This is a genomic window from Devosia sp., from assembly GCF_024707125.1.
Taxonomy (GTDB): domain Bacteria; phylum Pseudomonadota; class Alphaproteobacteria; order Rhizobiales; family Devosiaceae; genus Devosia.
Map to the genome: position 1 here is coordinate 137,541 of NZ_JANQAH010000007.1, position 11,972 is coordinate 149,512.

General features: G+C 61.2%; 12 protein-coding genes. 11 read left to right on the plus strand and 1 reads right to left on the minus strand.

The features are described 5' to 3' along the window. The first annotated feature begins 117 nt into the window (after positions 1 to 117). The 4 genes from NVV77_RS05850 to NVV77_RS05865 all read left to right on the plus strand — a co-directional run bounded on the left by NVV77_RS05850 (position 118) and on the right by NVV77_RS05865 (position 4,921). Complete coding sequence (locus NVV77_RS05850) at positions 118 to 1,020, plus strand: carbohydrate ABC transporter permease (RefSeq protein WP_295411544.1); 903 nt, start codon at positions 118 to 120, stop codon at positions 1,018 to 1,020. After that, positions 1,017 to 1,844 (plus strand): carbohydrate ABC transporter permease, encoded by an 828-nt coding sequence (locus NVV77_RS05855; RefSeq protein ID WP_295411545.1) that lies wholly within the window; start codon positions 1,017 to 1,019, stop codon positions 1,842 to 1,844. The genes NVV77_RS05850 and NVV77_RS05855 overlap by 4 nt, the downstream gene beginning before the upstream one ends. Continuing rightward, positions 1,841 to 2,896: an ABC transporter ATP-binding protein gene (locus tag NVV77_RS05860; protein WP_295411546.1), complete on the plus strand. Its 1,056-nt coding sequence runs from the start codon at positions 1,841 to 1,843 to the stop codon at positions 2,894 to 2,896. The genes NVV77_RS05855 and NVV77_RS05860 overlap by 4 nt, the downstream gene beginning before the upstream one ends. Before the next feature lie 117 nt (positions 2,897 to 3,013). Continuing rightward, positions 3,014 to 4,921: a beta-L-arabinofuranosidase domain-containing protein gene (locus NVV77_RS05865; protein ID WP_295411547.1), complete on the plus strand. Its 1,908-nt coding sequence runs from the start codon at positions 3,014 to 3,016 to the stop codon at positions 4,919 to 4,921. 179 nt (positions 4,922 to 5,100) lie between these two features. Here the strand turns inward: NVV77_RS05865 and NVV77_RS05870 are convergent, their stop codons facing one another. After that, complete coding sequence (locus tag NVV77_RS05870; protein WP_295411548.1) at positions 5,101 to 5,673, minus strand: XRE family transcriptional regulator; 573 nt, start codon at positions 5,671 to 5,673, stop codon at positions 5,101 to 5,103. Positions 5,674 to 5,742: 69 nt separating this feature from the next. On the opposite strand from NVV77_RS05870, the gene NVV77_RS05875 reads away from it, so the two are divergent. The 7 genes from NVV77_RS05875 to NVV77_RS05905 all read left to right on the plus strand — a co-directional run bounded on the left by NVV77_RS05875 (position 5,743) and on the right by NVV77_RS05905 (position 11,971). Beyond that, positions 5,743 to 6,933, plus strand: a complete 1,191-nt coding sequence (locus NVV77_RS05875) for a glycine C-acetyltransferase (RefSeq protein ID WP_295411549.1) — start codon at positions 5,743 to 5,745, stop codon at positions 6,931 to 6,933. Beyond that, positions 6,933 to 7,970 (plus strand): L-threonine 3-dehydrogenase, encoded by a 1,038-nt coding sequence (tdh, locus tag NVV77_RS05880; RefSeq protein WP_295411550.1) that lies wholly within the window; start codon positions 6,933 to 6,935, stop codon positions 7,968 to 7,970. Before NVV77_RS05875 ends, tdh begins: the two co-directional genes overlap by 1 nt. 505 nt (positions 7,971 to 8,475) lie before the next feature. Beyond that, positions 8,476 to 9,123, plus strand: a complete 648-nt coding sequence (locus NVV77_RS05885) for a TetR/AcrR family transcriptional regulator (protein ID WP_295411551.1) — start codon at positions 8,476 to 8,478, stop codon at positions 9,121 to 9,123. A 25-nt stretch (positions 9,124 to 9,148) separates the two neighbouring features. Then, positions 9,149 to 10,168 carry a ketol-acid reductoisomerase gene (ilvC, locus tag NVV77_RS05890; RefSeq protein ID WP_295411552.1) on the plus strand — a complete coding sequence of 340 codons (1,020 nt, stop codon included), beginning with the start codon at positions 9,149 to 9,151 and terminating at the stop codon, positions 10,166 to 10,168. A gap of 69 nt (positions 10,169 to 10,237) precedes the next feature. Continuing rightward, a complete protein-coding gene (locus NVV77_RS05895) occupies positions 10,238 to 10,957 on the plus strand; it encodes a hypothetical protein (protein ID WP_295411553.1) in 720 nt (239 codons plus the stop codon). A 52-nt stretch (positions 10,958 to 11,009) separates the two neighbouring features. Next, positions 11,010 to 11,474 (plus strand): GFA family protein, encoded by a 465-nt coding sequence (locus NVV77_RS05900; protein ID WP_295411554.1) that lies wholly within the window; start codon positions 11,010 to 11,012, stop codon positions 11,472 to 11,474. A 5-nt stretch (positions 11,475 to 11,479) separates the two neighbouring features. Further along, on the plus strand, positions 11,480 to 11,971 hold the full coding sequence (locus NVV77_RS05905) for a heme-degrading domain-containing protein (RefSeq protein ID WP_295411555.1): 492 nt from the start codon (positions 11,480 to 11,482) through the stop codon (positions 11,969 to 11,971). The last annotated feature ends 1 nt before the right edge of the window (position 11,972 follow it).

Sequence of the window (11,972 nt, forward strand, 5' to 3'; positions counted from 1 at the left end):
CACAAGGGGGAGGGAGGCGCACTCTGCGACGCCACAGTGCCATCGTTTCCCTCCCCCTTGTGGGGAGGGAGCAAGGGTGGGAGTGGCCACGAGAACCGGCCTGTAGCTGGAGGTCTTATGCGACGATTTTTGGCTTCCCTGCGCGATGGCGTGGGTTTCGATATTCTGCTTGTTGGCGCGGCGATGGTTTTTCTCGTCGCCATGGCTGGTTTGCCGTTGATCTACAATGTGCTGATGAGCTTCCAGCAGGTGGACATGTTCACCCTTGGCTCGTTGATCAGGCCGTGGGCGGGTTTCCAGAACTACATCGATGTGGTGCGCGAGCCAGCATTCTGGCTGGTGACGAAAAATACCTTCATCTTCGTCTTCTTCTCGATGGGCGGCCAGTTCATCATCGGCTTTGCGCTGGCGCTGTTCTTTGCGCAGAATTTTCCGGGCGCCTCGACCATTCGCGGCCTGTTCCTCGTTTCATGGGTGATGCCGGGCCTGGTGGTCGGCGCGATCTGGAGTTGGATCCTGGCCGGCGATTTCGGCGTGCTCAACACGATCCTCAAGGGGCTCGGGATCATCCAGTCGAACGTGTTCTGGAAGTCCGATCCGGCCTTTTCGATTTGGGCCGTGGTTATTGCCAATATCTGGCTGGGGCTCGCCTTCAACATGCTGCTGCTTTCGGTGGGGCTCGCTGCCATTCCGCGCGATCTCTATGAGGCCGCGGAGCTCGACGGGGCCAATGCCTTCCAGCGCTTCTGGACGATCACGCTGCCGATGATGCGCTCGACGATCGGCGCGGTGCTGTCGCTCGGGCTAATCGGCACCTTGCAGCAGTTCGACCTTTTCCCTGCAATCACCGAGGGCGGCCCGGCCAATACCTCGACGGTTGCCCAATACTGGTCCTGGCAGATGAGTTTCCAGCTTTACGATTTCGCCAAGGGCGCCACGATTTCGGTGATGATGCTGGTGCTCGTGCTGATCGCGTCGATCATCTATGTGCGCTCCACCCGCCATGAGGTGCGCGGATGACCCGGCCCTATATTCCCTGGCTGCTCGTCGTCGTCGCCCTGGCGCTGGCCGCGGTCTATCTCTTCCCGCTCTACTGGATGTATGTCACGAGCTTCAAATCGGGCTCGGAGATCTTTGCCAATCCGCCCACATTCTGGCCGCGCGAGATCGACCTGTCGATCTATCCCAGTGTGTGGACGCGACGGACCATGCATGTGTTCCTCTGGAACTCCACGCTGATCGCGGCGGGCGTGACGGCCATCACCGTGATCTTTGGCACGGGCTGCGCCTATGTGCTGGCACGCTACCGGAACGTCTGGGTCGATATCGGCCTCTTCTCGGTGCTGATGCTGCAGGTTCTGCCAGCCTCTGTGATGGTGACGCCGCTGTTTGTCGCCTTCAACCAGTTCGGGTTGCTGAACTATCCGCGTACGGCGGTGGTGCTGGCGGCGGCGGCCAAGGCCATGCCGTTCTTCGTGGTGCTGGTGCGCGCCACCTTCATGACCGTGCCGCGTGAACTCGAAGAGGCGGCGCTGGTCGACGGCAATTCGCGTGTCGGCGCGTTCTTCTCCATCGTCCTGCCGCTGGCGCGGAACGGCATTCTGGTCTGCGCCATCCTCACCTTCATGAGCTCGTTCGGCGAGTACATCTATTCCAAGTCGATCATCCAGGACCCGTCCTTGCAGCCAGCCAGCGTTGGTCTCTCGGGCTTCCTTGGCCCAAACTCGACCGACTGGAACGCCATCATGGCATATTCGGCGATCTATGTGACGCCGATCCTTGCTGTCTTCGTCCTGCTGCAGCGCCGTATCGTCTCCGGCCTCACCTCGGGAGCACTCAAATGACTGCCCAGATCGAACTCAAAAATATCGACAAGCACTATGGCGCTTTCCATGCGCTGAAGAATGTCAGCCTCTCGATCGCGAAGGGGAGCTTTGTGGCGCTGGTCGGGCCTTCGGGCTGCGGCAAGTCCACGCTGCTGCGCTCGATTGCCGGGCTCGAAACCATCACCTCGGGCGACCTGCATATCGCCGGCAAGGAGATGACCGGCGTGCCGCCGAGGCATCGCGACATCGCCATGGTGTTTCAGTCCTACGCGCTCTACCCGCATATGACGGTGGAGGAGAACCTGACCTATTCGCTGCGCCTCCATGGCGTGGGGAAGGCGGAAGCCAAGGCCAAGGCGGCCGAGGTGGCGGCAACGACCGGGCTATCGGCGCTGCTGTCGCGTTATCCGCGGCAGCTTTCGGGCGGGCAGCGGCAGCGTGTGGCCATGGGCCGGGCGATTATCCGTAATCCTAAGGCGTTTTTGTTCGACGAGCCGCTGTCTAATCTCGACGCGGCGCTGCGCGTGCAGATGCGCAAGGAAATCCGGGCGCTGCATGATCGGCTGGGGGCGACCTCGGTCTACGTGACCCATGACCAGATCGAAGCGATGACCATGGCCGATTGGGTGGTGGTGATGCGCGACGGGATTATCGAACAACAGGGGCGACCGCTTGATCTCTACGATCAGCCGGTCAATCGGTTCGTTGCCGGGTTTATCGGTTCGCCGGCGATGAATTTCGTCGATGGTGTCATTTCCGAAGATGGCCGGGGTGTTGTCGTGGGGGCGGGGGATCGCATTCCGCTGGCGCGGCAGGCCGAGCCAAATCGTAAGGTGGTCGCGGGCGTGCGCCCTGAAAATCTGCGCGTGGCGGAGGGGGCGGCGAGCTTCCATTTCGAGGTCGGCAATGTGGAGTCGACCGGCTCGGCGACCTATCTGACGTCCAAGGACGGTGCCTTGCAATTGGTGCAGACGGAGCGTCTCGGTTTCTCGGTGGGCGACCGGGTGGGCCTCGATATCGACCCGGCGCTGGTGCACCTGTTTGATCCGCAGAGCGGGGCGAGGATTTAGCTTCAATCTATTCAACTCCCACCGCGTGTCACCCCGGCCTGCGCCGGGGTGACACGCGGGAGTGGGGGAGAGCTCAACTACGAAACTCTACAGCCTTGAAAGAGAAAAGGTTTTCTCATGTTTCGCTACGCTCCCGTTCCCTTTCCCGATGTGCGGCTGGAAGGAAAATTCTGGCATGAACGGCTGGAAACCGTGCTCGATCGGACGGTGCCCAGCCAGCACAAGAAGCTGGGTGAATATGGCATTCTCGACTCGCTGAAACTGCCGAATCCGCCGCCGCCGCTGCGCTTTCCGCGCCACAATAACGGGTTCACCGTGCAGGTGTTCTGGGACAGCGATGTCGGCAAATGGATCGAAGCGGCGAGCTATGCGCTGGCGCATCGGCGTGATGCCGATATCGAGGCCAAGATCGAAGCGGCGGTGGATGATCTTGAGAAGGCGCAGGCGCCGGATGGCTATCTCAATTGCTGGTATCTCGGGCGGGAGCCGGAGAACCGCTGGACCAACCTCCGCGACAATCACGAGATGTATAATGCCGGGCATCTGCTGGAAGGTGCGGTGGCCTATTTTCAGGTAACCGGTCGGCGACGCTTTCTCGATGTGATGGAGCGCTATCTCGACCACATCTACGCGACCTTTGGCACCGAGGCCGGCAAGCGCCGGGGCTATGACGGGCACGAGGAAATCGAGCTGGCGCTGATGAAGCTCTACTACCTCACAGGGGAGCAGAAGCATCTCGACTTTGCCACCTACATGATCAACGAGCGTGGGCGCACGAACCCGCACTATTTTGATATCGAGCGCGAGGCTCGCGAAGGTGGCGACAGCAAGCAGCGCTATGTCTTTGGGAACTACGAGTATTCGCAGAGTCACAAGCCGGTGCGCGAGCAGGAGAAGGTGGTCGGCCACGCCGTGCGCGCCATGTATCTCTATACGGCCATGGCAGACCTGGCGGCGGAGCTGAACGATCCGGCGCTGAAGCGGGCGTGCGAAGTGCTGTGGGATGATGTGATGGAAACCAAGATGTATGTGACGGCGGGCCTGGGCCCCTCGGCACATAATGAGGGATTTACGCATGACTTCGATCTGCCCAACCAGACGGCTTATGCCGAGACCTGCGCCTCGGTGGCGCTGATCTTTTGGGCGCAGCGGATGCTGCATCTCGATCTCGATGGGAAGTACGGTGATATTCTCGAGCTCGCCATGTTCAACGGCGCGCTTTCGGGGCTGAGCCGGGATGGCGAGCATTATTTCTATGCCAATCCGCTGGAGAGCGATGGTACGCCGACGCGGTGGGACTGGCATACCTGCCCGTGCTGCACGATGAACGTGTCGCGGCTGGTGGCCTCGGTGGGTGGGTACTTTATCTCGACGTCGAATGACGGGGTGGCCTTCCACCTTTATGGCGGGATTGGCTCCACGGTGGAGATCGGCGGCCAGAAGGTCGCGCTCAAGGAAGTGTCGAACTATCCATGGTCGGGCGACATCAGGATTTCGGTCGATCCGGAAACGTCGGCGGCGTTCGATGTGAAGCTTCGTATTCCGGGCTGGTGCCATGGGGCGACCATCGCGGTGAATGGGCAGAAGGTCGAGGCAAAGGCTGAGAATGGTTATGTCACCATTCACCGCACTTGGGCCAAGGGCGACACAATTGCTTTGGATCTGCCGATGCCGGCGGAGCGGCTTTATTCGCATCCGGGCGTGATCATGAATGCCGGGCGCGTGGCGCTGAAGCGTGGGCCGCTGGTCTACTGTGTCGAGGAGGTCGACAATCCCGGTGGGCGCGTGCAGCGGTTGAAAATCAAGCGCGATGCGGCACTGGAGGCGAAGACCGAGGCGGGTCTGTTCGATGGCGTTGTGACGCTCAAGGCGGCAGCGACGGCGATCGACGAGGGGGAATGGTCGGGGCTCTATCGGACCAAGCCGCCGGCCGAGCGCGAGGCGAACCTGACGGCTATTCCATACTATCTCTGGGCCAATCGCGGGCAGGGAAGCATGGTGGTCTGGATTCCAGAGGTGGTGTGAACCTCGGGGGACTCGTAGCGCTGATCGCCTCAGTATTTCCGCTCCATCGTCATTGCCGGGCTTGTCCCGGCAATCCATGCAACAGAGACCTAGTGTCTTGCGGACGCCATGGACCACCGGGACAAGCCCGGTGGTGACGACAACGGGTGAGTTGGGGGAAAGCACGGGCCGGCTTGGGCTCAGCCCCGATAGTGCACGACCATCAGCGCTTTTGCCGGCGCGGTGGAGTCATTGACGATTTCGTGGGGCAGGTCGGCGCGGTAGCGGGCGGTTTCGCCCTTGGCCAGTTTCTGGCTACTGCCGCCGCTGATGACAGTGAGACCGTCGGTCCAGGCGGTTAGATGTTCGGTGGTGCCGGCCGAATGGGGCGAGCTCGCGAGGCTCTTGCCGGCGGCGATTTCGACTTCATACCATTCCACCTGACTCGCGAGGTTCGGCGGGCTCAGGATGCGCAGGGTCCAGTCGCCTTTGGGCGAGCGGATTTCCGGGGTGTGGGCGAGGCTCACCACTTCTATGGTTTCGGCCTGCTTTTGGCTGATGCCGCCGCCGACCAGTTCCGAGAGATCGAGTTTGAGCGCCTGGGTGAGGCCCCAGAGCACGGCGAAGGTCGGGTTGGCCTCTCCGCGTTCGATCTGGGACAGCATGGATTTTGAAACTCCCGAGCGGGCAGCCAGTTGTTCCAGTGTCAGGTGGCGGGCCTTTCGCTCGGCCTGAATGATGGGCCCTAGCTGCGGCGCGGACTCGGTACTCATAGAAATTCCATTGTAACGGATACTGAAATCCAATATATTGGAAATTGCATTATAGCGGAGGATGCGGCGGTGGATAGCGGATTTCTTGATCATGTGACCTCGGTTCTAGCCGAGATCGAAGCGGCGGGCCTGCGCAAGACGGAGCGCGAGATTTCCGGGCCGCAGGGCGGGCGGATCGCGGTCGGTGGGCGCGAGATGCTGAACCTTTGCGCCAACAATTATCTTGGGCTGGCGAACCATCCGGACATTCGTCGCGCGGCGGCAGAGGCGCTGGACAGCCATGGGTTTGGCATGGCTTCGGTGCGCTTCATCTGCGGCACGCAGGACCTGCATCGGGAGCTGGAGCGGCGGATCGCGAAGTATCTCGGCAAGGATGACGCTATTCTCTTTGCCGCCTGTTTCGACGCCAATGGCGCGTTGTTCGAGACGCTGCTGGGGCCGGAGGATGCGGTCATCTCCGACTCGCTTAACCATGCTTCGATCATCGATGGGGTGCGGCTGAGCAAGGCGAAGCGCTATCGCTATGACACCTCGGACATAGACGCGCTGGAAATCCAGCTCAAGCAGGCGGCAGCCGATGGTTGCCGGTTCAAGCTCATCATTACCGATGGCGTGTTTTCGATGGATGGGCATGTCGCCAAGCTCAGGGAAATCTGCGCGCTGGCCGAGCGCTTTGGTGCGCTGGTGGCGGTGGATGATTGTCATGCCACGGGGCATCTCGGCGAAAAGGGCAGGGGTACGCCGGCGCTGACGGGCGCTGGAAACGGTGTCGATATCGTTACGGGTACGCTGGGCAAGACGCTGGGCGGCTCGATGGGCGGGTTCATCGCGGCGGCGCAGCCGATCATTGATCTGCTGCGCCAGCGGGCACGGCCTTACCTCTTTTCCAACAGTCTGGCGCCGGCGGTGGCGGCGGGGTCGCTGAAGGCGATCGATATCGCGGAAGAGGCTGATGATCTGCGAGCGAAACTCGCCGGGCACGCGGCAAAATTCCGCAAGGGGCTGAGCGAGGCGGGCTTTTCGCTGATCGATGGGCAGACACCGATCATTCCGGTGATGCTGGGTGACGCGGTTTTGGCGCAGCGCATGGCGAAGGAGCTGGATGCTCGCGGCGTCTATGTCGCTGGCTTCTTCTATCCGGTGGTGCCGCAGGGCAAGGCGCGCATTCGTACGCAAATGTCGGCGGCGCTGACCGATGACGATGTGGATTTTGCAATTGCGGCATTCAGCGATGCTGGCCGCGCGCTAGGGGTGATTTGATGAAAGCGCTGGTCAAGGCAAAGCCGGAACGCGGCATCTGGATGGAAGATCGGCCGGTGCCCGAAATCGGGCCGGATGATGTGCTGATCAAGGTCAAGAAGACCGGTATCTGCGGCACCGACGTGCATATCTACAATTGGGACGAATGGGCGAGCCGCACAGTGCCCGTGTCCATGATCACCGGGCATGAATATGCCGGGGAGATTGTTGCCGTGGGCGGCAATGTGCGCGGGCTCAAGATCGGGCAGCGTGTTTCCGGCGAGGGCCATGTGGTTGGCGGCAATAGTCGCGCAGCGCGGGGCGGGAAGTATCATCTCGATCCCGACACCAAGGGGATTGGTGTCAATCTGCCGGGGGCTTTTGCCGAGTTCGTGCGTATTCCTGCATTCAACGTCGTGCCGCTGCCGGACAGTGTCGACGATGAAATCGGGGCTATTCTCGATCCGCTGGGCAATGCGGTGCATACGGCGCTGTCGTTCGACATTGTCGGCGAGGACGTTCTCATTACCGGCGCTGGTCCGATCGGGATCATGGCAGGTGCGGTCGCGCGGCATGTCGGGGCGCGGCATGTGGTGATTACCGATATCAGCCCGCAGCGGCTGGAACTGGCGGCCAAGGTCGCCGATGTGGTGCCGGTCAATGTGGCGCAGGAAGATCTGCGCGAAGTCATGAACCGGCTCGGTATGCGCGAGGGTTTTGACGTTGGGCTCGAAATGAGCGGGGCGCCGGCGGCGCTCGATCAGATGATCGACCACATGGTGATGGGCGGGAAGATTGCGCTGCTCGGTATTCCGGCGCGGCCGTTCCCGTTTGACCTTGGCAAGATCGTTTTCCGCATGATTACCCTCAAGGGTATCTATGGGCGCGAAATGTTCGAGACCTGGCACAAGATGCTGGCCATGCTGGAAAGCGGGCTGGATGTGCGCCGGGTGATAACCGGGCGCCGTCCTGCGGGCGACTATGCGGCGGCGTTCGAAGAGGCTGCGTCCGGGACGGGCGGCAAGATCGTGCTCGATTGGGAGAAGATCGGCTCGTAGGGGAAGTGTCTTCTTCTGAGTTTGCCAGTACCCCCACCCTCGTTCCCTCCCCACAAGGGGGAGGGACGGCTGGCTGATAGCTCCCGGCTCTGAAGCCCGCTTTAGTGCCGGGCGCTGGCCGGCAAGAGGCCATTTATCGGTTGTTCACCAAATCAGCCCAGACTCAATATTGCGCTGGGTATTGCGTATGCGCTCCAATATTGATCGATAGGTGCGCCCGTGAACTTTCCAGTTGTTATGAGCCTATTGTCCGCGACTACTCTTGCCATCTTTCTGGGCGTGCCCTTGGGCAGAGTATTTATGCGGCGCCGTCGACGCTGGTAGCGCCACTCCACTTTACGCAGATCGATCCTGGCCGACTTGCTGCCGGCCGCGGGCTACTCCCCGCCGCACCAAAATCCGCTCCAAATCCAAAAATCCCCCTTGCGCGGAACCGTACCGTACGGTACGCCTGCGGACGGAAATTGCCGAAAGCGTTCGGCTATGGCTGTGCGGGGAACGACCAGTGCCTTTGCCCATCAAGATCAGCGAAGAGACCTTCACGCCTCGCCAGCAGGCGGTGCTGACGGCTGCGCTCGATCTGTTGGTCGAGAATGGCGATGGGTTGACCATGACTGCCGTGGCGCGTCGTGCTTCGTGCTCCAAGGAAACACTCTACAAGTGGTTCGGCGATCGCGATGGTCTCCTTACCGCGACCGTGCAGTGGCAGGCGGCCAAGGTGCGCATGCCGCATGTGGATCGCAGCCATCTCAGCGCGAAGGTGCTGCGCGAAAGCCTCGAGCAGTTTGCGCGCGATCTTCTCACCACCATCATCGGTGAAGTCTCGATCACGCTTAACCGTACCGCCATTACCCATGCTGCCCAGGAAAAGGACAGCCTTGGGAACATCGTGCTCGAAAACGGGCCGATGGCGATCCGACGGCGTTTGAAGCCGATTCTGGAAGCGGCGCGCGATGCGCGGCTGCTGCGCTTCAATTCGAGCGAAGACGCCTATCGTATCTTTTTCGGCCTTGTTGTCCGCGATGTGCAGATCCGTCTGCTGCTCGGCGACAAGAGCCTGACCCAATCCAATGTCGAAGCCAATATCGAAGTCGATGTTAAGGCCGCGACGGATCAATTCCTGGCCCTCCACGGGGCCAAGGCCAATACCTAAAATTCGCTACTGAGGGGAGATTCCCATGCGCGTCTATTACGATCGTGATGCCGATATCAACATCATCAAGTCCCGCAAGGTTGCCATCATCGGCTACGGCTCGCAGGGCCACGCGCATGTGCTGAACCTGCGCGATTCCGGTGTCGCCAACGTGGCCGTTGGTCTCCGTCCGGGCTCGCCGTCGGCCAAGAAGGCCGAGAGCGAAGGCCTGAAGGTCATGTCGGTTGCCGAGGCTTCCGCCTGGGCCGACGTCATCATGCTGCTGACGCCCGACGAACTGCAGGCCGATATCTACAAGAAGGACATCGAGCCGAACATTCGTGACGGCGCCGCGCTGGCGTTTGCCCACGGCCTCAACGTGCACTTCAACCTGATCGAACCCAAGTCGACCGTCGACGTGATCATGATCGCGCCGAAGGGCCCGGGCCACACCGTTCGCGGCGAATACCAGAAGGGTGGCGGCGTGCCGTGCCTGATCGCTGTGCACCACGACGCTTCGGGCAATGCCCATGACATCGCTCTTGCTTACGCATCGGGCGTTGGCGGTGGCCGTTCGGGCGTCATCGAAACCAACTTCCGTGAAGAGTGCGAAACCGACCTCTTCGGCGAACAGGCCGTGCTCTGCGGCGGTCTCGTCGAACTGATCCGCGCTGGCTTCGAAACGCTGGTGGAAGCCGGCTACGCTCCGGAAATGGCCTATTTCGAGTGCTTGCACGAAGTGAAGCTGATCGTCGACCTGATCTACCAGGGCGGCATCGCCAACATGAACTACTCGATCTCGAACACGGCCGAGTGGGGTGAATATGTCACCGGTCCGCGCATCATCACCTCGGAAACCAAGGCCGAGATGAAGCGCGTGCTGCACGACATTCAGTCGGGCAAGTTCACCTCCGAGTGGATGCAGGAAATCAAGGCCGGCGGTTCGCGCTTCAAGGCTACCCGTCGCCTGGCCGACGAGCACCAGATCGAAGCCGTTGGCCACAAGCTGCGCGACATGATGCCCTGGATCAAGGCCGGCGCGCTGGTCGACAAGGCGAAGAACTAATCGCCATAATTGGTATCTAGAGACGGGGGCTTCGGCCCCCGTTTTCTTTTCCACGCAGAGCAGGTCTTCATGAGCATCAGCGTCCTTCCCATCAATGGCGTCGATATCCGTTTCGTGCCGGGAGCTTGGCCAATGCCGGATGACCTGCGCGCGTCGGTGTCGGGGCGATGGGCGGCGATGCTGGAAGCCAATCCGCATATCTGGGATGGCCGGATTTTGGGCGTGTCGCCGCCGATCATGGGCGATGACGGCATCTTGCGCTCCGAAGCGCGGGAGGATGCGTTTTCGGCCTTTCTGACCTGGCGCGAGGCTGGATTTCCGGAGATGGGGATTCGCAATCTCTTCGGCTCGGCGCTCGTTGTGTCAGCCGACGGTTTTCTTGTTCTCGGTGTGATGGGCGAGGACACCGCCAATGCTGGGCGAATCTATCCGCCGGGTGGTTCGCTGGAGCCGCGGGACGTGTTGGAAGATAGGCGGGTCGATGTCGCCCGTTCGACGGAAATCGAGCTCGAAGAAGAAACGGGGCTTAAGGTCGCCGATGCGCGCCTTGGCAATTTGATTGCCGTGCTCGATGGTCCGCGCGTTTCGATTGGTAGGGCTTTTCACTTCGCCGCTTCGGCGGAGGAGCTGTTGACCGAGATTCGGGGCAATCTTGACAGGCAGGAGCACCGCGAGCTCGCCGATGTTGTGGCGATCCGACGCGCTTCCGATGCGGCGGGCAGGGGACAGGTGATGGCCTATACGGCGGAGCTGCTAGACGTTTGGCAGGACGGCAAGATTTCGCTTTAGAACACCGTCGCCAATGCAGTAGAACCAAGCCGATCCGTTGGAGGGGTGACGCATGGTTTTGCCGGATTTTCCGCTAGAGGGTGGTTGCCAGTGCGGCAGCGCGCGGTATCGCCTCAAGGCTTCGCCGCTTTCGGTCTACAATTGCCATTGCAAGGACTGCCAGCGCTTTTCGGGCGCAGGATGGTCGATGTCGATGATCGTGAAAAACGACGATTTCGAGCTGCTGCAGGGCGAAATCGCCCGCTATGACCGCAAGGCCGAGAGCGGCAATGTCATCCGCATGAATTTTTGCGCCCATTGCCACGGCTGGTTGTGGAACGACCCGCCAGCCGGAACCATCAAGGTGGTGCGCGCTGGTACGTTGGACGACATCGATTGGGCTGCGCCAGTGGGAAATATCTGGACAGACAGCAAGGCGGCTTGGGCGCATATTGACCCCGCGCAGGTCAATTTTCCAAAGGGCGCCGCTGACCGCACGCCGCTTTTCGACGCCTGGACCCGTTCGCATCAGGATTGAGTGACATGACCACCGAAGACGACATCGCCCTGGTGAAGCGCCAGGAGCTGGAACTGGTTCTGCCGGCGCTGGATGAGGCTGTGGCCTTTGAAATCGGTTCGGCCATTCGCACCCGTGCTCTCGAGGAAGGGCTTTCCCTCGTGGTCGATATTCGCACCTGGGATCGGCAGCTGTTCTTTTCGGCAACGCCGGGGACGAGTGCGGACAATGCCGAATGGGTGCGCCGCAAGATCAATTCGGTGCGCCGCTTTCAGCGGGCGAGTTATCGACTGGTACTGGAGCGGGGCGAGGTGCCGTTCTCGCCGCAATCGGGTGCCGATGTGGCGGATTATGTGATCGCCGGCGGCGGTTTTCCGCTGCGCGTTCCGGGCGCGGGGATCATTGGCTCGCTGACGATTTCCGGGTTGCCCGGCCGGAAGGATCATGGCGTGGCCGTGGATGCGCTTTGCGATCATCTTGGGCGCAGCCGCGCAGACTACGCACTGTCTGAGGCCTGAA